The sequence below is a fragment of the Nanhaiella sioensis genome, from assembly GCF_046557775.1.
In the GTDB taxonomy this organism is placed as follows: Bacteria; Bacillota; Bacilli; order Bacillales; family SM2101; genus Nanhaiella; species Nanhaiella sioensis.
Genome location: NZ_JBKAEG010000001.1, coordinates 1923642 through 1949799, shown reverse-complemented (window position 1 = coordinate 1949799; position 26158 = coordinate 1923642). Strand labels below are relative to the sequence as shown.

Below are 26158 nucleotides of genomic sequence, written 5' to 3'. Positions count from 1 at the left end.
ATTTATACATAAGCGGGAGTAAATATGGAAAAAGAATTAATTAAGGTCTTTGACGAGTCCCAAAATGAATGTGGTGTAGCTACTAGAGATGAAGTACATAAATTTGGTTATTGGCACGAAACATTTCATTGCTGGTTTATTAGTAAAGATAATGGAAAAGATTATATTTATTTTCAAAAACGGAGTGCAATTAAAAAGGACTATCCTAACCTTTTAGACATTACAGCTGCTGGACATATATTAGCTAATGAAACGATGAGCGATGGAGTGAGAGAAGTTCATGAAGAGCTTGGTATTCAAGTAACGATGGAAGAACTTGTTTCATTAGGAATCTTCAAATATTGTGTGATTCATGAACAATTAGTCGATAAGGAAATAGCAAATGTTTTCCTATTCGATTATAAAAGTAATATGGAAAACTTCAAACTACAAAAGGAAGAAGTATCAGGAATTGTGAAAGCCGATTTTAATCACTTCAGTGAACTGTGGTTAGGAGGTAGAACACATTTAAACATAGTTGGATTTGAAATTGATGAGAATGGGAGAAGATTGCCTATAGATCAAATTGTGAGTAAAGCCGAATTTGTGCCACATGAGCAGGTGTATTATGAAAGTATTATTTCGAAAATAAATAAATACATCAAAAAAAATTGATTTAATCATTGACATTTAATAACATCGCATATATGATGATTATATCAAAAAAAATTGTTTTAATAAGTCCTTAGTAAATTTTTTGTATATAGATGGCTGTTTTCGGATTAATTGTTGCTTTTCGTAATAAAGCTAAGCATAAATAAAACTAATTTTCGGTTGCACCTTTTCTTCTCTAAAGACTATAACAATTATATTAAGTAGAAACTTAAATACAAGTGAAAAAAAGCAATAAAGTTTACGAACAGAAAGACAACGCTTATCATCGTCATATAGAAGAAAAGGTGCTAGCAGTATAAGAGTTGATGAAAAACAATAAGCAATATTTAGAACAATATATAAAAGGGAGTGGTAATGTGGAGAACATTATTCCATTAAATGATATATCAGCAGAACGAACATTTGAGACTTATGAAATGAAGTTTAAAGCACTTGCGGACAAAAAAAGGTTACAAATTATGAATATTTTAACGCAAAAAGGGGGTATGTGTGTATGTGATTTAGCCCCATTAGTAAATATGACTCAATCTAAATTATCATATCATCTGAAAATATTATATGATGCAAACATTTTAACAAGAGAAACGAGAGGAACATGGAGCTACTATGAGCTAAATATGGAAGAAGTCAACCATTTGCTTTCTGAGGAACTATGTTGCTTATTTAGGCCAAAATCTTAATTTTTTTAGACTATTAATCAACTTTTTTTGATTAATATATCAATTTTTTTTGATTTATATAAATATATAAGCCAATTATAAGGAGGAAGAAAATGTGGATTAATACATTACATAGCTTTTTGTATATTGCATTAGAATTAACAGTTTTATTTGTCGTAATTTCGTTTGTCATTAGTTTATTACAAGGCTTTATTCCATACGAAAAAATTGAGAAAAAGTTAATAGGAAAAAACAAAATAATCGCAGCTTTTTCAGCAGTCATATTTGCATTTATAACACCGTTTTGTTCATGCTCGACAATTCCAATTGTAGTTAATATGTTAAAGAAAAAATTACCTTTTGGGATCGTAATGATCTTCTTATTTTCTTCTCCTGTTCTTGACCCGACTATTTTAACGGTGATGGGAGTTATTCTAGGTTGGAAGGTAACGATTATTTATACAATCGTCACAACAATGATCTCGATTATTATTGGATTTATTCTTGAGGCACTAGGTTTTGAAAAGTATGTCAAAAATGTTGTGATGTCTGGGTATGAGGAACGACAGAAAAAATTTAACTTTAAACTAGCAATAAAGGAAACAATTGATCTTATGAAAAATGTATACCCATACCTTATTATTGGTGCTGCAATTGGTGCAGTAATTCATGGTCTTGTACCTACAGAATGGATTTCTAGTGCATTTGGTAATGAACACTGGTGGTTAATTCCTATTGCAGCTATCGTTGGAATACCGTTATATATAAGGCTTTCTAGCATGATTCCTATTTCACAAATATTAATAATGAAAGGGATGGCGTTAGGTCCAGTAATGGCAATGATGATCAGTTCAGCAGGAGCCAGCTTACCAGAAGTCATTTTATTAAAAACAATCTTTAAAAAAGAGCTAGTTACAACGTTTGTACTATCTGTAGTCATTATGTCAACCATTTCAGGCTTTATTTTCTATATGATCTAACAATTCAGGTAGGAGTATCCGAGTAAGGAGGTGAAGTCGGTGTTACGTTTAATAAATAAATTGATAAAGAGTGATAAAGCTGAATCAAACTGCTGTACTGTAAAGATTAAAGAAGCTAGTGACAACAAAATACAACAAGCTAAGTAATATGACATACCACATATAAACGTGTGGTATTTTTTTATTGGAATCCATTTACAATTTATAGAAATTGTATTATTATTACTTATAATAAAGTACTACGTTATACATAGTAATATTGTTGTAATTGCGAGGTGAGTGCAATGAGTGAGATAAGCATTAGTCGAGAGTTGATTCGTGGAAATATTGATACGATTATTCTTTGCGTACTGTTGGAACACGATAATTATGGTTACGAAATAATAAAAGCAATTGCAAAGAAAAGTAATGGAACATACGAATTGAAGGAAACTTCATTATATACAAGTTTGAAAAGACTGGAATCACAGAAGCTAATTCAATCTTATTGGGGAAATGAAAGCCAAGGGGGGAGAAGGAAGTATTATAAGATAACCTCATTGGGAGCAGAAACTTATCGAAAGAACCTTAGCGCTTGGAAAACTGCAAAAACGCTAATTGATCAATTAATTGAGTGAAAGGAGGCGTCAAGGTGAATGATTTAGAAAAGCATGTAAACCGCTTATTTAAAGGGTATGTGGAAAGTGCACAAATTAGAGAATTGAAGGATGAAATATTAAGTAATCTAGAAGCGAAAGTAACAGATCTTACTAACGATGGTATAGCTTATTATCAAGCAGTTAAACTTGCGACACAAAATATTGACAGTATCCAAATGTTAATTGGAGATCACAAGGATGTTTTTACAAATCAATATAAAACTGAAATGCTCCAGTACGGTTTGTTGTATGTCATTATCTCTTGGATCGTCACGATACCTATGAGTATTGTTGGAATGGGTAAGCTACTGTCGACTGTTTTGCTCATTTCCTTGTTCATCATCGGGATATTGTTCTTACTATTCAGTAGTATGAAAGATGAGGCTTTCATTAATAAAGTATCAAGATTCAATTTAAAATCAGCATTTTTATATAAAAAAATTGTTTGGAATATATGGATATTATTTATAGTTGTTTGCTCAATAAGTACAATTGGCATGCAGTTTGGAAGTGATATTTGGTTTGGGAGATCTATTGATATTAATGGACCATACCAATTTATAATTTTAGTTATCAGCCTTGTATTACCGGTCGTTTCAATTATTATCCCTTTACTTTTCAGTAAAGCCGTAAAGCTTATTCAAAAATATGAAGTAGGTGGCTGAAATGAATGTTAGAAGCAAATTAATTATATTGTTATTAATTTCAGGGTTAGGGCTGTATGGAGTAGTTAATGTGATCGTATTGCCAAAAATAAATGCAAATGAAAAACAATATGCCATAGAACAACAAGACCCACTAACACATGACTTTGACCGTATTCTAAGTTATAAAAATCAATACATGGGAAATGCTGCGAATCTGGGTATGCTTTTTGATCACTTACCATTAAACGATATTCAAAGAACTTATCAATCGTATCCAGAGTTACTTACTTTTGAAATTATCTATCAGGAAAAAATATTAAATAGTAACAAAGAAAATGTTGAAAGAGCTTTTATTTACAATGCGACAGCTGCTTTTACGCTCATTGATAACTTAGAAGGTTTATATTTTTCACTTGATGATGAAAGATATAAAGTTTCACGTACAAGTCTTGAGCAATGGTATGGGATAGATTTGAGAAGTTTAACGCATAAAAGTATATGGGAAGAAAAAATCCAAAACAGGTTAGTTCATAATAATAATATTAAAGAAGGAATAACAACGGTATTTGAAAGAGAAACATATTGATTGTTCTTATACTCATGAGAAGTGTTGATTAAAGCCGAATAGTAAGCTTTAACAGAAAAAGCAAGTCGATTCCATTAGTGAAGGAATCGACTTGTTTTGTTTTATGCATTAATTACTACTTCATAATTTGGTAATAATGATCTTTCTCTCATAATTATTATTGATTCATATGAATGGAATACAAACTGGTTCATAGTTTTCATTGCAAAACAATAAGCAAAGCAATTTTGTAACTTTCTGATGGTGGTATTGCCTACAAAAAAGTGATAACACCTTGTTTAAAGGATAATACATAGATTCAGCATGGAAGGAAACGATATTGTTTAAAAGGAGGTTAACTGTATGGACAACAAACATGTTAAAGCAGGAGATCAGGTGTATGTGATATATCGCAACCCTCATACCCCAAATGTAGCAAATATTGAGCAAGCTGAAATAGTAGAACATCCAGAAAATAACAATGATGTTGCACTTTTTCTTCATGAATCTTTTCATTTAATTGACGAGGATGATGCAGTTTATCCTACGTATGAAGAAGCAGAAAAAGCGTTCAATAATATATTTGATTACGAACAAGACTAAACTAACATGACTATTGGATTTACGGTAGGTTATAACATTAATTATTCATGGGACTGAGACTTATATTTTATGAAGTTACAATTCGGACATTACGATAAGGAAGTGAAATATATGGTAAAGCCCTTTATGCCACAGCTTGTCTACTATGAACCTAATGCTATAACTTACAAGCTTGGTGAAGAGCTTTTAGATAAATTTAACGACTTAGGCGTCGAAATAAGAAAAACGACCTCTCATAATCAAGTAAGGAATATACCAGGTGAAGGTCATTTGCAACAATATCGTAACGCTAAATCAACGTTAGTGATAGGTGTTAGAAAAACGTTAAAATTTGATTCATCAAAGCCTTCGGCTGAATATGCACTTCCTTTGGCGACTGGATGTATGGGACATTGTCATTATTGTTATTTACAAACGACAATGGGAAGCAAACCTTATATTAGAACGTATGTCAATGTAGAAGAAATTCTTGATCAAGCTCATCAATATATGGTTGAGCGTTCACCAGAGGAGACAAGATTTGAAGCCTCTTGTACTTCAGATATTGTAGGGATCGATCACTTAACACATACTTTAAAACGAACAATAGAGTATTTTGGACAAAGTGATTTAGGTAAATTACGGTTCGTCACAAAATTCTCCCACGTAGATCATTTGTTAACTGCTAACCATAACGGAAAAACTCGCTTCCGCTTTAGTATCAATGCAGATTATGTCATAAAAAATTTTGAACCAGGTACGTCGCCATTATCAGATCGAATTGATGCAGCTAAAAAAGTTGTAGATGCAGGGTATCCATTAGGTTTTATTGTAGCCCCTATTTACTTGCATGAAGGGTGGAAAGAGGGATATCGAAATTTATTCATCAAACTAGATGAACAGCTACCAAAAACACAAAGAGATGATATTACCTTTGAGATGATTCAACATAGATTTACGAAGCCAGCTAAACGTGTGATCGAAAAAAACTATCCAAAATCAAAGCTCAAAATGGAGGAAGAAGATAGAAGGTATAAATGGGGGAGGTATGGAATCGGAAAATATATCTATCAAAAAGATGAAGAGGCAGAACTTAAAGATACATTGGAAAGTTATGTAGATCAATTTTTTCCAGAAGCAAAAATTGAGTATTTTACTTAAGCTGTTTTCTGATGGATAAATGTAGAACCTTAACTAGCAATAAAACATGAGAGTTACAATAAGTCTTCGGTGTTGATCTAGCTTGCAATATTACTTTTATGCCATGGGCCTTTTCTTAAAAAGTTTGATAAAGTCTTGCTTTTTCCGTAGCATTTCTGGTACCTTCTCTCTTTTAAAACTGACAATTGTAGTAAAGAAGCCTACGAAAAGAGCCTAAGAAAATATATATGAGGAGCTATTTTATGGACTTGCAAAGTGGTAAATTTTATTGGCCGACAACTTATAACAATCCTCCATCATATCCTGTGTTAGAAGAAGACATCAATTGTGATGTTCTTATTATAGGTGGAGGGAGTTCTGGTGCACAATGTGCTTATTTACTCAGTGAAACTGATTTAAAGGTGGCTGTTGTCGATAGAAGACAAATTGGACAAGGCAGTACAGCTGTAAACACTGCTTTAATACAATATTTGGGAGATAAAATGTTATTCGAACTAGTCAATAGTTTTGGTGAACAATCGGCTATTTTACATACAAAATTATGTGAAGAAGCAATGAATGACATCGAAAAAGCTGCAATGCAAATGAAAATAGACCCGGAATTCAACCGTAGAGATAGCCTTTATTATGCTAGTGATGAAGAAGGAGTAAAAAAGTTAAACAAAGAATATCACTTTCTTCATAAACATCACTTTCATGTCGATCTATTAACTGAAAGTCAGATTAGTGAGCGGTATCCTTTTGCTAAGAAGTTAGCTTTGCATATTTATGATGATGGGGAAATTAATCCTTATAAATATACACATGGTCTGCTAATGGAGTCTCAACAGAGAGGAGTTCAAATATATGAGCGAACTAGAATTAACGGTCATAAGTTAGATAACGGTTCAACAACTTTTTTTACAGCAAATAAACATGCTATTAGGGCAAAACATGTGATTATTGCTGCTGGATATGAAGGATTAGAATTTAAAAAAGAAAAAAATGGGTACTTAACTAGTTCCTATGCTATCGTAACTAATCCTGTAGATGACTTTTCAGGCTGGTATAACAAAACATTGATTTGGGAAACTGCTCGCCCTTACATTTATATGCGGACAACACCTGACGGTCGAATAATTATTGGAGGCTTGGACGAGAATGCCCACTATGCTAATGATCGTGATTCGAAAATTATTCATAAAAAGAAGAAATTAGTAGAGGAATTCAATAAATTGTTCCCAAACATAGCAGTTAATCCAGATTATTATTTAGGTGCTTTTTATGGTGGCACCCGTGATGGATTACCTATGATTGGACAATATGAAGAATTCCCAAGCTGTTATTTTATATATGCATATGGTGATAACGGAATGGTTTATAGCGGAGTGCTAGCAAACATATTAAGAGATGTCATAACAAAGGGCTCACATCCAGCGATGGAGCTGTATGGAAAACATCGAGCTTCATCTATGTAGACTGTTGTAAATAAGGGCATAAGTGCATCTAGTTTTAATTATTTTGTCTGAAGTGTCAGGAATGTTTAAGCTAACTAAGAGCTGTGTAGTAAAAGGGTTCGTATGCTACACAGCTCAATTGTTTTGTGAAGGCTGTTTTCGCACTAATTGTTGCTTTACGTAATTAGAGATAAATACGATTATAACTAACGTTCGTGGCATCTTTTCTTCTGTCAACGATGCAAACAGTATAATACTATTTTTTTATGATACTAATTTGCACAATAGAGAAAAGTTTGGGAAAAGAGCCTTTGTAAATGACATAGGGCAATATGATATTATGCGTTGAAAATTATACATTACATAATCTAAACGAAAAATAAATTACTCTTAAGAGTAATTTATAGTTGCTTTTAAATGGAATAAATATTACTATATAAAGTAAGGAGGTGTTATTATGGAAAATTTAAGACTAAATGTCGCTTTATTGCGTAGAAGAGTTCCGAATTTAACGAGTGCTGCAAAATCTGTAGGTTTACGGCCAGCTACTGTCTCTAATTTATGTACCGGAAAAATTCCTGTAGGGCGTTCTGAAGTTCGTACGTTGGTTGCACTTGCATCATTGGCAGAATGTAGTTTAGACGAATTAATATTAAGAGGGGAGAAGGTTAACATGGTTGAAACGGGAATAAAAGCATTAGATTTGTTTGCACCGTTAACGAAAGGGGGAACTGTCGGTTTAGTAGCCCGTCCTGGAATGGGGCAGCTAGTCGTCATTGCTGAAATGCTCGAGCGACTAAAAAAAGAAGGCTATTATTCAATTATGTTAAAACCAGAAGGCGAGCACCCAGAAATAAATGATATCGAAAAGATTGTGGATCTCGTAATAAATTCAATCGATGATGCTTATGAAAAGATGGTTAGCATAGGGAAAACGAAAGAAATTACTTTTGTATCAGACCGCTCTCATGTTATTTCAGGTGAAATACATCGTTTGCAAGAACGACTACACGATGTAGGTGTAGAATCAGTAACTACTTTCCTTGTTGATCTAAAGGGTGAGGCAGTCGATGAAGACTTACCGTATGGTCCTTTAGAAACATTATGGCAATTTGACGCTGACCTTGCAGCAAGGCGTAAGTTTCCAGCAGTGAACCCCATTTTTTCAACATCCTCAGTTCTTGAAGGAGCACATATTGATCCAACCCACCTTACGATTCAACAGCGTGCAAGAAAATTATTACGTCGCTACCGTGAATTGCGTTCAATAGTAAATATTAAAGGAGAAAAAAGCCTACCAGCCTTTGAAGTACAGACGTATAAGAGAGGACAACGACTTGAGGCGTATTTAACTCAACCATTCTATGTTGCTGAGTCTTATAGTGGACAGAAAGGAATGACGGTAAGTCTTCAGGATACGTTAAGTGATGTTAGAAAGATACTAGATGGATCATTTGATTCAGTTGACGTTGAGAAGATGAACTATGTAGGGAAACTTATTTAATTAGAGTAACTAAATTACTCATAAGAGCAAAAGTTGTAGAAGTTTAATCTATATTGTGTAAGTGTTAGATTGAAAAAAAGCTGTTTTAAGCATGCCAACAAGTGACGTGCAAAAAACAGCTTTTTATAGGTTTAAAAGTATAAACGTATTGGTCCGTGCTTACACTTTACATTTTTCGTAAGTGAGATTCCTTCAGCATGTTACTTAGGTATTTCTTAAGATAATGCTTCAGTTAATTGAGGAACAACTTGCTTTTTACGTGAAACAACACCTTTGAGAATAGCAGTATTGTCTTGTAATGATACATTGAATGCTTTTTCTACAGCATTAGCAGATTCACCTAGTGCAATAGCAGTTGAATCATTCGTTAAAATGTCAGTTACAACGAATAAAAACAAGTCTAAATCTTTATCATTAATAACATTTGACATCGCTGTTTCTAAGTCGTTTTTACGAGTAAGAACATCAGCTGTATCTACTGTGTTTACTTGTGCAATTTCAACTTTAGCAGTACCCATTTGGAATTCTTTTGCATCAAGGGATATCATCTCACTAGGAGATTTATCACTCAAATCTGCACCAGCCTTCAGCATGTTTAAGCCGTATTCTTCGAGATTCACCTCTGCAATTTCTGCTAATTCACGAGCAGCAGCTACATCTTCTTCCGTGCATGTCGGTGATTTGAATAATAATGAATCAGAAATGATTGCAGATAACATTAATCCAGCAATTTCTTTTTTAATTGAAACACCGTGCTCTTTATATAGCTTGTTTAAGATCGTAGCTGTACAACCAACTGGTTCAGCACGATAATACAAAGGGTCACTCGTTTCAAAATTAGCAATACGGTGATGGTCAATAACTTCGAGTACACGAACGCTATTGATATCATCCACACTTTGCTGACGCTCGTTGTGGTCAACTAAAATGACACTGTTTACTTCATTTGAAACTGTTTCAACTAAACGTGGGGCATCTATATGGAAATGGTCTAAAGCAAATTGTGTTTCTCCATTTACTTCACCAAGGCGTACAGGCTCAACGTTCATTCCAATTTGTGTTTTTAATTCCGCATAAGCTATTGCAGAACAGATTGTATCTGTATCTGGATTTTTGTGTCCGAAAATGAGTGTTTTTTCCATTCATATTCTCCTTCACTTATTCATTATTAATTGGATTCCAGTCGAAATCCTTTATTAAAATATGAGATATATATACTAACAACATATTTTATCATATATGAATACTTACAATAAAGATTTATATCGATAACGGTAGGCTGTTTTGTAAATTATGTTATGATTGGTGAAAATTAGATAGGAGAGTAGAGATGTCATACATATTAATTAAAAATGGTAAAATATACAATCCTAACTATCACGGAAAAGCAGACATATTAATGATTAACGATAAAATCGTAAAGATAGCTGAGGATATTTCTGTAGAACATGATCTATTTGATGTTGAAGTCATTGATGCAATGGGCAAGGTCGTCGTTCCAGGGTTTATTGATCAACATGTTCACTTAATAGGTGGTGGTGGCGAACTTGGTTTTTATAGTAGAACACCTGAGGTGGTGTTATCTGATCTTGTGCAAAATGGAATCACTACCGTCGTTGGATTGCTCGGAACAGATGGTGAAACAAGGCATATTGAATCCCTCCTCGCAAAGGCTCATGGTTTAGAACATGAAGGAATAACGACATTTATCCATACAGGTTCATATACAATACCGAGTGTCACAATTACAGGTAGTGTGAAGAAGGATATTATGTTTATTGATAAAGTAATAGGTGTGAAGGTTGCGCTTGCAGATCATCGGTCTTCACAAATGGCTGATCAAGAAATAATTCGTTTAGCTTCTGAAGCAAGAGTAGCAGGTATGTTAAGTGGCAAAAGTGGTATGGTGCATATCCATGTAGGAAGTGGAGGCGCTCGACTTGATCAGTTATTACGAATTGTAGAAGAAACTGACATTCCTATTACTCAATTCATGCCTACACATGTTTCAAGAACGAAGGCGCTACTAGAACAAGCTATTCAGTTTGCACAAGTTGGTGGTCGTATTGATATATCAACATACGCAGAGGTCTATAACAATGACGAAATCACACCGAGTGATGCTGTTGTAGAATGTTTTAATCATAAAGTTCCGGTCGAAAACATTACGATAAGCTCTGATGGAAATGGAAGCTTACCTGTTTATAATGAAAACAGTAACATCATTGGGTTAGATGTAGGTAAAGTGGATACTCTATACACTGTTTTTAAGCATTTAGTTACGAAGAAAAATATCGACCTTGCTGATGCTTTAAAAATCGTAACCTCTAATGTTGCTAAAGCAATTGGTGCGTATCCACAGAAGGGTTTGTTAAAAGAAGGTAGTGATGCAGACATTGTTATTCTAAATGAACAAACTCTTAATATTGAACATGTATTTGCAAAGGGACAACAGATGGTCAAGGATAGGCAAGTAATTGTGAAAGGAACATTTGAATAATTAGATATATGTAAAAAGGTACTAAGCATAATATTGTTTAGTGCCTTTTTCGCTGTTTTTGTATAAAGGTGAATGAAATAAGAGTTGAAGACAGCTCTGTTAATGGCGAGTTATACATAAATGACGTTTAAGTTTTTTACTTCCAGCAACTTTAGTTACAGTTGTTGGAAGAAAAAAGATAAGAAGTATACTGTTCATGAAGTTGTAACACTTATACGGGTATGGGTAATATATAATATAGTTGTAAATAAAATTTTTAAGTAAGGAGGAATAAAAAGTGAGTGCGCAGCAACCATCTATAGGCATTATTCTAATGAGTGACGAGCTTGAAAAATTACATGCAGGTGCATTAGTCGGATCAGTAGCATCGATGTCAGGAATGAAGGTAAATGTTTTTGTAACAATGAATGCGTTGACGTCGTTTCGTATTGACCAATTCAAGAAGCAAGAATTCAAAACAGGAGTTGTTGGTAAAGAACTGCTATTAAAAGATATTCCTTTATTTGATCATTTATTAAAAGAAGGAAAAGATGTAGGGGACTTGCATATTTACGGCTGTGCGTTAGCAATGGATATTATGGGCTGGCAGCAAGATGATATGATTAACGTTTTCGATGATATTATAGGGGTCACCAAATTTTTAACAATGACACAAGGTTCACAAGTCATAACTATGTAAGAAAATATTTATTGGAGGTGTTATTCCTATGGCAGATGTTATGATCACAAGGTCTATTGATGCTCGTGGCTCATATTGTCCAGGTCCATTAATGGAGCTTATTAAAACGATTAAAACAAGTAAGGTAGGTGACATTATTGAAGTTCTTTCATCCGACAAAGGATCGGCTGTTGACATTCCCGAATGGGCCAAAAAAATGGGTCACGAAATAGTTTATTTAAAAAGAATAGAAGAAGAGTACAAAATAGCGGTCAGAAAAATGAGATAATTTTATGTAATTTGAAGGAAGGAGAGGTGTTTTTCTCCATGAAAAAAAGGATTGTTATCATCGGTGCAGGTAGTGGTGGCATGATGGTAGCGAATAAATTAGCACGGCAGTTAAATGATGAAATAACAGAAGATAAAGTTGAGATTCAATTAATTTCTAATACAGAACAGCATATTTATCAGCCTGGTTATTTATATGTTGTATTTAATGAAAAAGCCCCTGAACATTTCATCCGTCAGCAAGACACACTCGTCCATAGAAATGTTCATTTACAATTTGATGATATTGAAAAAATTATCCCTGAAAAAAATATGATAAAGTCAAAGACAACTCAATATTCCTATGATTTTTTAGTTATTGCTACTGGCTCTCACCCTAATTTTAATAGTATCCCTGGTTTACAAGAGGGAGCAGATAATTTCTACACACTTGAAGGGGCTATTAAATTACGAGATAAGCTAGTAGATATGAAAAAAGGTAAAATTCTTATTACGATTGACGTTCCTCATAAATGTCCTGCAGCTCCTCTAGAATTAGCCCTAATGTTAGAAGATTATTTTAGCAAGAGGGGTATAAAAGACGATATTACGATTAAATACACATATCCAATAGGTAGAATTCATTCCTTGCAACCAGTGTCAGCTTGGGCAGAACCGGAATTTGAGAAACGCAAAATAGAATTCGAGTCATTTTTCAACGTAGAATCAGTTGATCCACAACGCAAGGTTGTAATGACGATGGATGGTGAGGAGCATTCTTATGATCTACTCATTTCTATTCCATCTCATGAAGGGGCACCAGTGATTGTAAATTCAGGACTAGGTGATGAGATCGGCTTCATTCCGACAGATCGTTATACATTAAAAATGGCAGGATCAGATAATATTTATGTGATAGGAGACGCCACTAACTTACCAATTAGCAAAGCTGGCTCCACAGCACATTATCAGACAGAAGTGTTAGTACCTAATATTGTGAATCGTGTTAAAGGTTTACCTGAAACTCATAGATATAATGGTAAAGTCGCGTGTTTTTTAGAAAACAGTTTAGAGGACGCAAGTATGATTACATTCGACTATCATACACCACCTAAACCAGTTGCCACTTCTGATTTTCTACATTGGTTCAAGCTAGTCTATGGTGAGTTATATTGGCTAAACGCAAGAGGAATTTTGTAAAGAAGGTGTTCATATTGAGTACTAGTGAGCAAGGAGAACACTTAGTGGTTGATCAAACGAGTGATAAAATAAAGCAATTAATGGATGCTGTTAGTCAAGCAACAACTGGAGAAATGGTTTCAGAGCTAGCTCATAAAACGGTAAAGATTACTGAAGTAGCTGATCAAATAATTCAGCCTGAAACGATAGAATTATTGACAACTCTCGTTGAAGTAAGTAAAAGTTTACAACAGACGTTAGTTGAAATTAAGCAGCTAGAAGAAAATGGCGTATTAACAACTTTAGCTCAATTGGCTGAGCTGATAAATGGTATGAAACAAGCTATGACTAGTTCTATGGTTAGTGATATGTTTGAAAAATCAATAAAAATGATCGAAGTAGCTGATGTGATGTTACAGAATGGTTCAATTAATATGGCTGAAGGTGTAGTTAACGCTTTTAACAAAGCACAATTAGATCGTAAAGGAAAAGATCCATTAACTGCAATGCAACTGTCAAGATCAATGTTTGATAGAGAGACAAGAGAAGGTTTGAGTTTACTGTTGTTTTTTTTGAAGTCCCTTTCTACAGAACTGAAATAGTCTCAAAATCCTTAAGGCGACATATCCTGTATGTTGCCTATTTTATTAGTACAAAAAAATAAATACATATATAACAAATCTACGTGGTATCTTTTGAAAGCAATCCTTTATGGTGATTCTAACAACAAAGTAAATATAAAAGCCGTAATATAAAATGAAACCTTTTAGGTTGTAGTCCGTATACAAAGATACATTCAAGCAGGAGGTGAATACAGATGTTCGTTGAATTGATAAACAATATCTTCCCTTATATATTTTCACTTAGTTTACTTATTACTACTGCACTTGTAGTGTCAGCAGTCCTTTATATTTCTAAGAAATATGTAAATAAACATCAATTTTCAAATAAAGAATACTTACAATCCATTCAGCTATCTCCTTTACTTGATCAACAAAAATCAGGAGAGGTTAAGCTTATACAACATTGGATCAATTCAAAAGTAAAACGGAAAGAAGCTCCTGATGACGATTCAGATTGTTTTCCGGTCTCATTAAGAACAAAATTACAAATGAGACGAGGAGGAAAACTGTGGTACGTCAGTCTGTATTCACAATTCTTAAGAAAAAGAGTAGTTTATTAGTTATTATTGGATTGGTCTTGTTAAGTGGCTGCCAAGCAACGGCAGAGCCAATAGATGCCAATACATCTGGATGGTTTAATCATTATTTTGTGTATACATTTTCTTATTTAATTCAATATATTGCAGCCCTGTTTAAAGGTAGTTATGGATTATCTATCATTGTGATAACAATCATCATTAGGCTAATTTTAATGCCTATGATGATTAAACAATACCGTAACCAATTGAACATGAAAGAGAAGATGAACATGATTCAGCCTGAAATGGAGGAAATACAACAAAAGCTTAAAGACAAAGCTATGAAGCCTGATGAACAAAGAAAGCTGCAACAAGAGATGTTAGAACTTTATCAACAGCATGGGATTAATCCTTTATCGATTGGCTGTCTACCAATGATCATACAATTCCCAATTTTAATTGGCTTCTACTATGCGATTCAGCGCACACCTGAAATCGCTACCCATTCCTTTCTATGGTTTAACCTCGGGCAACCGGATATAATTATGGCGCTCATAGCAGCATTCGTTTATTTGATTCAGTATAAAGTATCGAAAATGGGCATGAACTCACAACAGCAACAACAATTTGCGTTTATAGGTTATGTGTCACCAATTTTAATTGGCTTATTTTCGTTAACTGCTCCAGCAGTTTTACCTCTGTACTGGACAGTCGGTGGAGTATTTATGATTTTTCAAACTGTCATTGCGCATGTTCTTTTTAACAAGAGGCTAATGCCAAATGGCAATGTTGTAGAATAATTAATGATAGACAGATTTTTATCTCGTCTCTTGCCAAATAATACTGTGGTATACAGGGTTTATAATCTTAACATTCTCATTTATAATTATCGTAATCTTATTAGGAGAATAGAGGGGGGAGATTTATGAAGGAAGTTTATATTTTATTAACGGATACCGGTACAACACTTAATAGAACAATTAAACTTGTCACACATGCCCCATATAATCATGCTTCAATAGCATTAGATAAAGAGTTGAATGAAGTATTTAGCTTTGGACGTAAGCAACCAATTAACCCTCTATACGGTGGATTTGTACAAGAGGACTTTGTGAAAGGTACTTTTAGTTGGTACCCTGAAACAACGTGTGCTATTTATAAATTAGAAGTAAATGAACGTATTTATAATAAAATGCTGCGACTTATTGCAGCTTTTAAAAAGAATAGGAAATGGTACTATTACAATTTTATAGGATTGTTTGGTGTACCTATTAACCATCCAATTGAAGTTCCTTCATCCTATTTTTGTTCGCAGTTTGTTGCAGAGATTTTGAGACGTAGTGGTATAAAGCTTTTTAATAAGCCTAGTTCACTAGTCTCACCAAATGATTTCCGCAGCGCTAACAAACTAGATTTAGTCTATGAAGGAAAAATCTATGACTATCCTGAATTAAAGCTTAGTTATAATCCGAAAAAATATAATAGTTTTCCATTTCGAAAGTATGTAGCTCAACAATTTAAAGCAGCCTTTGATGGAAATAGTGATGAAAGAGAATATTATTTTCGAGATGGATTTGTCAAACCGAAAAAGATATTGTTTGAAAGAAAGATAAGAGACGCTTCATCTATCATTAAATAATAAAGGCACTTCTTGAAAGATTTGTTAATATAATGGCTAAATAAGGACAGATGAAACGATTGCTAGCTGTTCATTTCGGATTTAATTATAGCTGCTATCACAGCCTATGAACATCAAACTACACCTCCAATGTTACTGATTAGTAATAACAGGAGGTGTAGTTTTTTTACGGTAATAAATATAGAAAGAGTGCTAATATTTAATCAAATACTTTGACAGTAGACGCTTCAAAATCTAAGAGTTCGTTAGTTGTTTGTTCTAGTAATGCAACATTAAATAGATATTCCTCAGGTTTGTTGAATGTACCAATAATGTTGGCACATGTGTTTAGTATAACAGGGTCAAAGATATGAACACCTACTTCATTAAACTCTATTGGAGTCCCAACACTAAATACAAATTCTATATCATTAGCTTGATCGTGATCTCCTAGTGCTATTAATACTTTTGTATCTATATCTGCATCAGTAGTAGAGAAGGTACACACTTGAATAAATTCTTGTACCCCAACTTCTGCATTTATAGGCTCTCTAAGTCGGACACAAAACGCCAGTTTTCATACACCTCCTTATATAAAACTACTTTAGTATATGAACTGATCATTTAAGAGGTTGGACAAAATGTATAATTTACAAAAAAAGTATGTGTCTTGGAGCATAGGTCTACTTGTATAGAGTAGGAATATAGTTTGTAGTTTGTAAAGGTGGGTAAGATAAGTTTTTCTTATGTTTACATATAAAAATTTAAGAATTTTCTTATGTTATAATCGAGAGTAAGATATAACTAGAATAACATTCATCGTGATTTGAGGTGTATAAATGGTTATACAAATTATACTATTTAACGGTTTTGATGAATTAGATGCAATTGCTCCTTATGAAGTTTTAAAGCGTTCAAATGAAATCAAAGATTATTTTCAAGTAAGTCTTGTCACGTTAGATGAGCAAAAGGAAGTAAAAGGCTTTTATGGTTTGAAGGTAAATGTAGATGCTACAATCTCCGTTGAAAAACGTCCAGATATGTTAATAGTTCCGGGGGGTGGATGGAACCATAAAGGGGAGCAGGGTGCTAGAAAAGAAGCGGAACGCGGTGTTTTACCTCAGATAATCAAACAATTTTACGAACAAGGTACGATTATTGGTGGTGTATGTACAGGTGGAATGTTAATGGCGGTTTGTGGGATAACAAAAGGTCGTACAACTACAATGCATCACCTAGCATCAAAAGAAATGGCCGCCCTAGGTTGTGAAGTGATCGGTGCAAGAATAGTAGATGATAATAAGTTACTTACTGCAAGAGGAGTCACGTCAGGTGTTGATTTGGCTTTATGGTTAATAGAACGGTTTGTTGGATCGGATGTAGCCTATGCAGTGGAAAAGAGATTAGAGTATGAGAGAAGGGGAACGGTGTGGAGGACGAGTGGGACTGATAGCAATTAGACTATCATCTTTGTTTTAGCATAAGTTTGAAGGGAATTAGAAGTATACCTAACCGATACGAATTAATCTTGTGTAGTATTATATGTTACTTATCACTTTACATTCTTCTCGACAATAATTGAGTGTAAATTTATGTAGAAAGGGGCTTAATCATGATAGCTGTAAAACAGATAAACCCTGGAGACACTTATGAAATACGTAATGAAGTATTGCGCCCTCATCAAACAATAGAGGCATGTAAGTACGAGCATGATCATCATCATCAATCATTTCATTTAGGAGCTTTTGTAAATAACAGCATAGTAAGTGTAGCCTCGTTCTATAACGAGTGTCACCCGTTGATTGACGGTCATGTACAGTATAGGCTAAGAGGGATGGCGACTTTGAAGAAATATAGAAATAATAATGCAGGTAGTAGTTTGATTAATTATGCAGAAGCATTGATGAATGAAAAAAATGTGGACTCTTGGTGGTGCAATGCGCGTGTATCTGTATGTGATTACTACGAGAAATTAGGCCTTTTACCACAAGGTGATATATTTGAAATTTATCCAATTGGCCCTCATAAATTAATGTATAAGGTTTTTTAATAAGGTTGTTTTCGTAACAAGTATACAGCTAGGTTTAAGGCATATTTTCTTCTGTACAACGATGGCTGTTGAGTAAAAAGACGTTTTTATCTTCTATTTTAGGAACGATAGATTTTAAAATAGAAACTAAAATATATAATCTTTGTTACAATTGCATTATTTTGAAAGTAATTAGTTAATCCACTATGATTTATCTCATAAGGTGTTAAAATAAACTTTAATTATCTGAATGTTCAAATGATTATGCTGATGAGGGGGGAAGAAATATAATGAAAACAATCGGGCTGCTTGGTGGAATGAGCTGGGAATCATCCTCTATATATTACAAATTAATTAATGAAAGAGTAAAAGAAAAACTAGGAAAACACCATTCAGCAAAAAGTTTAATGTACTCTGTAGATTTTCAACATATCAAAGATCTTCAATTTGCTGGGAAATGGGATGAAGCGACCGTCGAACTTATCAATGCAGCAAAGTGTATAGAAAAAGGTGGCGCAGATTTTTTACTTATTTGTACAAATACGATGCATAAAATGGCTGAGGATATCCAAACAGCAATTACAATGCCAGTGCTTCATATTGCAGATATGACGGGAGAAGCAATAAAGCAATGTGGGATAACAAAAATTGGACTATTAGCAACGAAGTTTACGATGGAGCAGGAATTTTATAAAGGGCGATTACAATCGAATGATAATATAGAAGTGATTGTACCTAATGAACGAGAGCGCAACATTATTCATAATATTATCTATAATGAGCTTTGTTTAGGCAAAGTAAGGGATGAATCCAAGCGTCAATATGTAGAGATTATTGATAAGTTAATTGAGCAAGGAGCTGAAGGCATTATACTCGGTTGTACAGAAATAACGATGCTTATAAAGGAGCAAGACATACCAGTTCCTGTCTTTGATACGACAAAGATCCATGCTATTAAAGCAGCTGATTATGCTATGAATGAGGAATAAGAGCAATAGGTAGGAGGGGTTTTAGAAAAATTCATCTAAGAATATTTGAGTAATATAATATTACAAATGATTGTATAGCGTGACGTCTTTATTGTGTAGAAGGACGTCTTTTTATAATGTTAAAAAAGAAGTTGGATGAAAGTTAAACCTTGTCATGCTATCACATATTTACTTAAAGGTCATAGTGGCTTGTGAATCTACGATAATGCTATTAGATAAGAATTTGAGTCACATAAGCTAGCTTACCATCTGGTGTGAATATAACAGTGCTAGGCCGAAAATTAATTTGAACTGTAGCAATCACCGTATGGGTCTTAACATCAACCACTGAGACAAACTCATCATTTTGATGAGTCACATAAGCTAGTCTTCCGTCAGGGGTGAATGTAACATCGGATTGTCCGAATGGAATCATGATATTCGCAATAACTGAATGGGTTTTCACATTGATGGCAGTTAAAAAATTATCAGAGGTCTCACTGGTTACATAAGCCAACTTACCATCAGGACTAAAATCAATATTACCTGATAAGGCATTCACAGGTACAGTTGCTATGACTGTATGAGTTTTCACATCGATAACTGATACTGATGCACCTCCTCTGTTAACGACATAAGCAAGTTTGCCATCGGGGGTAAATTTAAGGCTAAATGGAGAATCACCAACTACAATTGTAGCAATGACTGAGTGTGTGTCTGTATCAATCGCAAAAACAGTTGAGTTAGGTGAGTTTCCAACAACATAAACGATGCTACCATCAGGGTTGAATGCAATATCCAATAAGTTATCAGTAACTGCAAATTCTATTGTGTTAATCAATGAATGAGTTTTTACGTCAATAACAGATATTGTGTTCGGCTCTACAATTTGAATATCTTTATTTGTAACATAAGCAAGTTTGCCATTTGGAGAAATATCTACGATGAAAGGATTTCTACTTACTTGAATTGAAGAAATAACTGAATGAGTTTTTACATCTATTATGGAAATTTTCTTGCTGAAAGGGTTAGTCACGTAAGCTAATTTACCGTCGGGTGTAAATGCAATATCAACTGGGAAGTCATCTGCCAAATCATCAACTGCAACCGTAGCAGTGATTGAATGTGTTTTCACATCAATGACAGATATTGAGTCAGGTAAAGTTGTTACATAAACTAGTTTTCCATCGGGAGTAATAGCCATCCCATAAGTATCAAAAAGACCAGTACCTACAGGGATTGTGGTGATCAGGCTATGTGTTTTCACATCAATGACAGCTATGGTCAATATGAATCACCTCTTCAAAAGTATGGATAATACAATCATATGAAGCTATAACTTGTTTTTTTCCAGTTCCTAGATTTTTTTGTAGGAGAAGAGTATAGCGCTACAGAAGGAAGTAGCTGTTGGAGAAACCTGTTAAGTAATGAAAAAAAGTTGATTCTCTGTTATGGTAGAGAGTCAACTTTTTTAACGGCGAGATGTCGGTTAAAACAAATAAATAGAGTGATTCAGAATGATTCCATACTTGATTTTTTCCTAGTTGTTTTATTGGTAGTAAATAACAACATATATATTGTAACGATTTAGGGTTTAAGGACGTCTAACAGTAGTAAATGTATTGAAACTAATATTTTGTTAGTTAGATTATTGATAATTAATGATGGGGTGTTTTGCTATCAGCAAAGATATTACACAAAAGAAGAGTAGAGACCCTTTTTTTGATAATGCAAAATTTATTCTAGTTTTGTTGGTTGTATTTGGTCATTTAAGCAGTATGTTTAGGACGCAAAATGAATTTCTAAATGTAATGCTCAATTTCTTGGCTGCTTTTAGAATGCCTGCTCTAATATTGATTGCAGGATATTTTTCTAAAAGCTTTTATAAAAAGGGATTCATAAATAAGGTTATTAAAAAGACGCTATTTCCATATGTTTTATTCGAAATCATTTATTCTTATTACAATTATGTTTTATACGATTACGATACATTTCAACTGTCATTATTTATGCCAACGATGGGTATGTGGTTTTTGTTGAGTATGTTTTGTTGGAATTTAATGTTGTTTATATTTACGAAAATTCCATATTCACTCGTATTTGCTTTTCTATTTGGAATTGGAATTGGTTATGTAGATAGTGCAGAATCATACTTTAGTATTTCAAGAACTTTTGTGTTCTTTCCGTTTTTCCTTATTGGCTATTATATGAAACCAGCATATTTCCATTGGGTAAAACAAAGTTATGGAAAGATCATATCTATTACATTATTTATTTTTTGTTTGGCTATATTTCTAGTTTTGGATCCATCTACAATGAGAATGTACCTATTAGGTAAATATTCTTTTGATACAATTGGACATTCTGCTTTGTATGGGTCATTCTTTCGCATGATGGTTTATGTAGTTATGCTTTGTGGTATTATTTCTTTTTTACCTTGGGTTCCAAAAAAACAGATGTTTTTTACGCCTTTAGGTCTTAGAACTTCGTATGTATTTATTTTGCATTTCTTTTTTATTAAATTCATTAAAACACTAGATTGGTACGCTACTGGAAGTGTATGGCATATTATTATTATTCCGTTGTTAACGATAATCATCACATTTGGATTGAGTTCTAGGCCAGTCTTGTTCTTGACAAGATCGGCCATTGAATGCAAATTTGAAACAATGAATGTTAGGAAGCCATATGATTCCGTTAACAAAGCAGCTTAAAAATGCTGAACGAAAGTGTGGAAATATACGTTCTTATTATAGCAATGAAAGGGGCTGATACAATCACTTACATGTATCAGCCTCTATGTTATTAAAGTGTTATATTGACTGTCTTTTAGAATATTTTTTTAAATAATATTGGTGCATTGCAATGGCTTCTACTTTATTTATTTGAGCCGCACCACCGATACTTTGTACATCAATAAATATCCGACATGCTTTTTCAAGTACTTGACACGTAACGAATGCTTCGTCAATCGATCTGCCTACACAAATTGTACCGTGATTAGCTAATAGAGCACCATTTCTGCCTTTAAGTGCTTTAATAACGTTTTTTGTGAGTTTTTTTGTGCCTGATATTGCGTAGTCAGCCACTCTAATACTCGGCCCTACAATTTGTACCATATCATCTAATATTGGAGGGATTTCTTTACGAGCAGCGGCAACTGTACACCCGTGAAGGGAATGAGTATGAATAACGGAATTTACATTTTTTCTTTCCTTATATATTTCCGCATGTAAGCCACATTCTGTGGAAGGTTTTAGCTCACCTTCATATGTTAAATCCTCCAAATTGACAACGACCATATCATCAGGTGTTTGATCTGCATAATTTTTACCACTTGGTGTGATAACCATTGTGTTCTCATTAACTCTTGCACTAATATTTCCCCAAGTTCCTTCTACAAGTCCGCTGGAAAGTAGTCTCTTTCCTGCGTCACAAACCATCTTCTTCACTTCAGTAACTTCCATTACATTTCCTCCTTATGTTCACTTGATAAAATCATGGTTGATTCATTTAGTTTAGACGTCAGAAATAACCCAATTAACATTAAACCTATAAGTATGATCATGGCAGGCGTTAGTGATCCAGTTGAACTAACTCTAAATGCATCCATACTATAAGTGAATATCACACCTGAAATTTGCCCCATTAGCATAAGCATGCCATAGGATGTACCTTCTGGGATTGGATTAGCGATCTCTGCGCCATATTGAAAAGCGATTGGACCAACTCCCATCATGAAAAATCCTAGAAATGCACAAGACAGAAGGATTAAGCTATATTGGTGAAAAAAAGTAAGCCCAATAAAACCAGGTATAGATGCAATTAATGGAATGATTAAAAGTAAACGGCGTTGATGGAGACGATCTGAAATAATTGGGAGGATAACAGCTCCAACGAGGCCTAATATAACTAATACACCGCCAGCGATACCTGCTTGAGAAGGGGTGACACCTCTAGGACTAAGGATATTTTCAATCCAGGTCATCACTGCATTGAATACACCCATTACGATAAAAACACACGCCATTAACACGATAAAATCTCTTTTGTATAACATCTGCTGTAACCCTTTAAATGAAAAGGTTTGTTCAGTCTCTTTATCGATACTTGGAGATGTCGGCGGATGCTCTTTGGATAAAATTAAAAATATGCAAGCAGAGATGAGCGCAACAATACCATATATGCTCAACATACTTTCTAAGCCGTACTGGTCAGTAAGAATTGGGGTTAACACTAAGGCTATGATCATCCCGATATAAGTAGCCATAGATGCAATTCCTGTAGCGGTAGCCCTTTCATCAACAGGAAACCAACGTGCAGCAGCCTTTGTTATGGAATTCGTTAGAAATGGCTGACCGATAGCAACACCGATTTGTGAAATAACTACTATAGTAAAGCTTGACGACATAAACCCTCTTGATAGGCCAAATACGGCAGTAATAATAGCGCCAACTGCAACAGCGATGCGAAAACCATACGTATCAACGAGCCAAGAAGCTGGTAAGGTCATTATGATATACACAACCATAAAACATATTGATAAAAATGCAATGCTAAGACTAGAAACGTTGTAATAATCTTCTGCGATACGAGTTATTGGAGCGAAAGTTAACCAAAATAAATTGGTTGTAGCAAGAATTGGAATCATTGAAACAAGAATAACCCATCTGTAACGGTAGATTTTAGGTTTTTCCATACCAACCTCCATATCATTTTTTATTAGGTAGATTTTCTAGTTATCTTTTCTATAACTTGAGTAGTATTGTGGAAATAGCAAACGATGTAAACGGAAAAGAGTCTTCTGTTAGAATCGAGCCGAATTTAAATCGGCATAAGATTGTTTTAAAGAGTAGTAGATTGATTTATAGGATGATAATAACTGACTATAGATTTGAGCATTTTGTACATTGGGTTCATAATGTTTATCCGTTTTTATTAAATCATTAACACAGTTAAAATCATCATAGATACCAAGTCCAATCGCTGCACAAATTGCTCCACCAACGGCACCGGCCATTTGTGGTTGTAACACTGTGGTGACAGGCTTTTGTGTTACATCTGATAATATTTGCATCCATTGGTTGTCAAGGGAGCCTCCTCCAATTAACTTTAATGTTGAAACATCAAACCCGTAATCACGTTTGAAGTTTTCTAAAATCCAACTTAAGTTGTAAGAGACACCTTCATAGACAGCTCTCATCATATGTTCCCTTGTATGTTCTAGGCTTATATTAAATAATGTGGCCCTAGTGGTAGTAGTACTCACTGGACATCTTTCTCCTAGCATCCAAGGAGTACAAACTAAATAGTCAGAACCAGGAGGGATTTTCTTTACATCTTCATCCATAAGATCAAATATATTATCAACATTCGGATCTTGCTGTTCGTGAGAGTAGAATTGATCAGCAATCCATTGGATACAAGATCCAGCAGCTTCAGTAATACCCACAACATGAGCCATGTTGGGATCGGCACTTTGAATAACAGCAGCACCATTTTTATGCTTTAAGTTTTTTGAAGTTGAAACACATACCCATGCAGAAGTCCCGAGGTAAATATGGGCTTCCCCTTCACCAACTGCATTGGCACCAACTGCAGCACTTTGCACGTCATCACAACCACCGAAGACAGGGGTCCCTTGAAGCAATCCCATTGCATCAGCAGCCTCTTTAGTAAGGCCACCAACATTATCTATTGAGCGCACAAGAGGTGGAAGTTTATTCGTATCAATACCGCAAAGTTGAAAGAAGAACTTTAACCAATCTTTTTTCTTTAAGTCAAACCCATAGGATGATGCACCAGACCAATCAATGACTGGATTGCCGGTTGATTTAAATTTAAGAAAGCCATTTACGTCTAAAAAATACTTCGTTTCATGATATACCGTAGGTTCCTTTTCTTTGATCCATAGAAGTTTTGGGATCACATCTTTGCCCATTAATTTTACGCCAACAACCGCTTTAAAAAGCTGTTCCCCTAGAAATTTCCTCATAATTCTTTTTGCTTGCAGTTCAGCTCGACCATCTACCCACGATATATTAGGTCGTAATACTTGACCATCGCTATTAATGGGTATTATACCCATTGCTTGAGTCGTGAAAATGATTCCTAATACTTCTTGTGGTGATACGCTTGCTAATTCTAACACTTGTTTTGTCGTTTTAATGATTGCGTTCCAGTAGTCTTCAGGTTGTTGCTCTACCCAATTTGGGTGTGGTGTGAGTAAAGGATAGGAAGCAGTAGCACTAGCAATGATTTTTCCGTTTGTATTTACAAGAACTGTTTTATTGGAACTCGTACCTACATCATGAGAAATTAAGTATTTCCCCCCCATACAAAACCTCCACTAATAGATTAAAGGCTACATTCGTATTGATTTGTGTTACTAAGAAATACACCGTAGCCAATTAAATTACAGCATCTTTTCTTCTACTGATAATTTTTCGATCTTGTAATGACAATAAGTAATTAATGCTACAAAGTTCATGATAAAGAGTTTGGAAAATAATAGATTCCTGTAGTTGTAAGCGCAGTGGTGATGCATATTTTACTTTTAATATGGAGTCATGGTAGATGAAGGTGGCATAAAAAGTACTGAAAATTCAGAAAAATACACATGATAGAAAAGCCTCTAACTATATTATATATGCTATTCCAAATATGGAAATAGTTTTTTCTGAGAAAAGTATACCTTAGTACGATTTAATAATCAAGTATATAATTAGAATATATTTTATATTCAGACTTTACAATAAAAATAGACTGATATATAATACCGTTATTAGGAAAAGGCTGTTTTCGTATGAAGGAATAAACACGTATCCTCATCTTAAATACAATGATTATCCTATACAAACCCATTGAGCACTTAAAAAGATAGTTATAGCTTCAATGTATACGAAAAGAGCCTAGGAAAAAGCGTAACTAGGAGGAAAAAACATTAACAATCATAGTTCGTATAACCTATCC

General features: G+C 34.2%; 28 protein-coding genes. 22 read left to right on the top strand and 6 right to left on the bottom strand.

Annotated elements, in window-relative coordinates; genetic code table 11:
• Positions 1-24: 24 nt before the first annotated feature.
• The 10 genes from V1503_RS09075 to V1503_RS09030 all read left to right on the top strand — a co-directional run bounded on the left by V1503_RS09075 (position 25) and on the right by V1503_RS09030 (position 8826).
• Entirely contained in the window at positions 25-654 is a 630-nt protein-coding gene (locus V1503_RS09075; RefSeq protein WP_320259197.1) for an NUDIX hydrolase, read from the top strand.
• A 416-nt stretch (positions 655-1070) separates the two neighbouring features.
• Positions 1071-1334 (top strand): ArsR/SmtB family transcription factor, encoded by a 264-nt coding sequence (locus tag V1503_RS09070; RefSeq protein WP_250886799.1) that lies wholly within the window; start codon positions 1071-1073, stop codon positions 1332-1334.
• Positions 1335-1426: 92 nt separating this feature from the next.
• A complete protein-coding gene (locus V1503_RS09065) occupies positions 1427-2293 on the top strand; it encodes a permease (protein ID WP_214484187.1) in 867 nt (288 codons plus the stop codon).
• A 284-nt stretch (positions 2294-2577) separates the two neighbouring features.
• The gene (locus tag V1503_RS09060; RefSeq protein WP_410626431.1) at positions 2578-2910 is read left to right on the top strand and encodes a PadR family transcriptional regulator; all 333 of its coding nucleotides are present in this window, start codon (positions 2578-2580) and stop codon (positions 2908-2910) included.
• 14 nt (positions 2911-2924) lie between these two features.
• A complete protein-coding gene (locus V1503_RS09055; RefSeq protein ID WP_410626429.1) occupies positions 2925-3596 on the top strand; it encodes a hypothetical protein in 672 nt (223 codons plus the stop codon).
• Between the two features lies 1 nt (position 3597).
• The gene (locus tag V1503_RS09050; protein ID WP_410626428.1) at positions 3598-4164 is read left to right on the top strand and encodes a DUF4825 domain-containing protein; all 567 of its coding nucleotides are present in this window, start codon (positions 3598-3600) and stop codon (positions 4162-4164) included.
• Positions 4165-4506: 342 nt separating this feature from the next.
• Entirely contained in the window at positions 4507-4746 is a 240-nt protein-coding gene (locus tag V1503_RS09045) for a transcriptional regulator SplA domain-containing protein (protein WP_410626426.1), read from the top strand.
• Between the two features lie 111 nt (positions 4747-4857).
• Positions 4858-5886, top strand: a complete 1029-nt coding sequence (gene splB, locus V1503_RS09040) for a spore photoproduct lyase (protein ID WP_214484182.1) — start codon at positions 4858-4860, stop codon at positions 5884-5886.
• Between the two features lie 242 nt (positions 5887-6128).
• On the top strand, positions 6129-7343 hold the full coding sequence (locus V1503_RS09035; RefSeq protein ID WP_410626424.1) for an NAD(P)/FAD-dependent oxidoreductase: 1215 nt from the start codon (positions 6129-6131) through the stop codon (positions 7341-7343).
• 436 nt (positions 7344-7779) lie between these two features.
• Positions 7780-8826: an ATP synthase beta subunit C-terminal domain-containing protein gene (locus V1503_RS09030; RefSeq protein ID WP_410626422.1), complete on the top strand. Its 1047-nt coding sequence runs from the start codon at positions 7780-7782 to the stop codon at positions 8824-8826.
• Between the two features lie 215 nt (positions 8827-9041).
• Here V1503_RS09030 and V1503_RS09025 read toward each other — a convergent pair whose 3' ends face one another.
• The gene (locus tag V1503_RS09025; RefSeq protein WP_410626420.1) at positions 9042-9968 is read right to left on the bottom strand and encodes a manganese-dependent inorganic pyrophosphatase; all 927 of its coding nucleotides are present in this window, start codon (positions 9966-9968) and stop codon (positions 9042-9044) included.
• Between the two features lie 188 nt (positions 9969-10156).
• Between V1503_RS09025 and iadA the strand changes: the two genes are divergently transcribed.
• The 8 genes from iadA to V1503_RS08985 all read left to right on the top strand — a co-directional run bounded on the left by iadA (position 10157) and on the right by V1503_RS08985 (position 16210).
• Positions 10157-11326: a beta-aspartyl-peptidase gene (gene iadA / locus V1503_RS09020; RefSeq protein ID WP_320259191.1), complete on the top strand. Its 1170-nt coding sequence runs from the start codon at positions 10157-10159 to the stop codon at positions 11324-11326.
• A gap of 277 nt (positions 11327-11603) precedes the next feature.
• Positions 11604-12005: a DsrE/DsrF/DrsH-like family protein gene (locus V1503_RS09015; protein ID WP_214484177.1), complete on the top strand. Its 402-nt coding sequence runs from the start codon at positions 11604-11606 to the stop codon at positions 12003-12005.
• Between the two features lie 28 nt (positions 12006-12033).
• Positions 12034-12273, top strand: coding sequence for a sulfurtransferase TusA family protein (locus V1503_RS09010; protein WP_250886796.1), 240 nt, complete (start codon positions 12034-12036; stop codon positions 12271-12273).
• A 38-nt stretch (positions 12274-12311) separates the two neighbouring features.
• Positions 12312-13451, top strand: a complete 1140-nt coding sequence (locus V1503_RS09005; protein ID WP_410626417.1) for an NAD(P)/FAD-dependent oxidoreductase — start codon at positions 12312-12314, stop codon at positions 13449-13451.
• A 14-nt stretch (positions 13452-13465) separates the two neighbouring features.
• Positions 13466-14032, top strand: a complete 567-nt coding sequence (locus tag V1503_RS09000; protein ID WP_410626416.1) for a hypothetical protein — start codon at positions 13466-13468, stop codon at positions 14030-14032.
• A gap of 215 nt (positions 14033-14247) precedes the next feature.
• Positions 14248-14613, top strand: a complete 366-nt coding sequence (locus V1503_RS08995; RefSeq protein WP_410626414.1) for a hypothetical protein — start codon at positions 14248-14250, stop codon at positions 14611-14613.
• Positions 14562-15371: a membrane protein insertase YidC gene (yidC, locus tag V1503_RS08990; RefSeq protein WP_410626412.1), complete on the top strand. Its 810-nt coding sequence runs from the start codon at positions 14562-14564 to the stop codon at positions 15369-15371. The genes V1503_RS08995 and yidC overlap by 52 nt, the downstream gene beginning before the upstream one ends.
• A gap of 125 nt (positions 15372-15496) precedes the next feature.
• A complete protein-coding gene (locus V1503_RS08985) occupies positions 15497-16210 on the top strand; it encodes a hypothetical protein (protein WP_410626410.1) in 714 nt (237 codons plus the stop codon).
• Between the two features lie 199 nt (positions 16211-16409).
• Here the strand turns inward: V1503_RS08985 and V1503_RS08980 are convergent, their stop codons facing one another.
• Positions 16410-16697, bottom strand: coding sequence for a hypothetical protein (locus tag V1503_RS08980; RefSeq protein WP_410626408.1), 288 nt, complete (start codon positions 16695-16697; stop codon positions 16410-16412).
• Positions 16698-17028: 331 nt separating this feature from the next.
• Here V1503_RS08980 and V1503_RS08975 point away from each other — a divergent pair, with 331 nt between their 5' ends.
• From V1503_RS08975 to V1503_RS08965, 3 genes are all read left to right on the top strand, one after another.
• Positions 17029-17649, top strand: coding sequence for a DJ-1/PfpI family protein (locus tag V1503_RS08975; protein WP_410626406.1), 621 nt, complete (start codon positions 17029-17031; stop codon positions 17647-17649).
• Between the two features lie 152 nt (positions 17650-17801).
• Positions 17802-18239, top strand: coding sequence for a GNAT family N-acetyltransferase (locus V1503_RS08970; RefSeq protein ID WP_410626404.1), 438 nt, complete (start codon positions 17802-17804; stop codon positions 18237-18239).
• 269 nt (positions 18240-18508) lie between these two features.
• Positions 18509-19207: an aspartate/glutamate racemase family protein gene (locus V1503_RS08965; protein ID WP_410626402.1), complete on the top strand. Its 699-nt coding sequence runs from the start codon at positions 18509-18511 to the stop codon at positions 19205-19207.
• A gap of 211 nt (positions 19208-19418) precedes the next feature.
• Here V1503_RS08965 and V1503_RS08960 read toward each other — a convergent pair whose 3' ends face one another.
• Positions 19419-20474, bottom strand: a complete 1056-nt coding sequence (locus V1503_RS08960) for a beta-propeller fold lactonase family protein (protein ID WP_410626400.1) — start codon at positions 20472-20474, stop codon at positions 19419-19421.
• A gap of 376 nt (positions 20475-20850) precedes the next feature.
• Between V1503_RS08960 and V1503_RS08955 the strand changes: the two genes are divergently transcribed.
• The gene (locus tag V1503_RS08955) at positions 20851-21900 is read left to right on the top strand and encodes an acyltransferase family protein (protein WP_214484167.1); all 1050 of its coding nucleotides are present in this window, start codon (positions 20851-20853) and stop codon (positions 21898-21900) included.
• Between the two features lie 99 nt (positions 21901-21999).
• Here V1503_RS08955 and V1503_RS08950 read toward each other — a convergent pair whose 3' ends face one another.
• The 3 genes from V1503_RS08950 to V1503_RS08940 form a co-directional block, all read right to left on the bottom strand.
• Positions 22000-22653: a class II aldolase/adducin family protein gene (locus V1503_RS08950; RefSeq protein ID WP_320259179.1), complete on the bottom strand. Its 654-nt coding sequence runs from the start codon at positions 22651-22653 to the stop codon at positions 22000-22002.
• Positions 22653-23885 carry an MFS transporter gene (locus V1503_RS08945; RefSeq protein ID WP_320259178.1) on the bottom strand — a complete coding sequence of 411 codons (1233 nt, stop codon included), beginning with the start codon at positions 23883-23885 and terminating at the stop codon, positions 22653-22655. The genes V1503_RS08950 and V1503_RS08945 overlap by 1 nt, the downstream gene beginning before the upstream one ends.
• A gap of 108 nt (positions 23886-23993) precedes the next feature.
• Positions 23994-25523 (bottom strand): xylulokinase, encoded by a 1530-nt coding sequence (locus tag V1503_RS08940; protein WP_410626396.1) that lies wholly within the window; start codon positions 25521-25523, stop codon positions 23994-23996.
• Between the last annotated feature and the right edge of the window lie 635 nt (positions 25524-26158).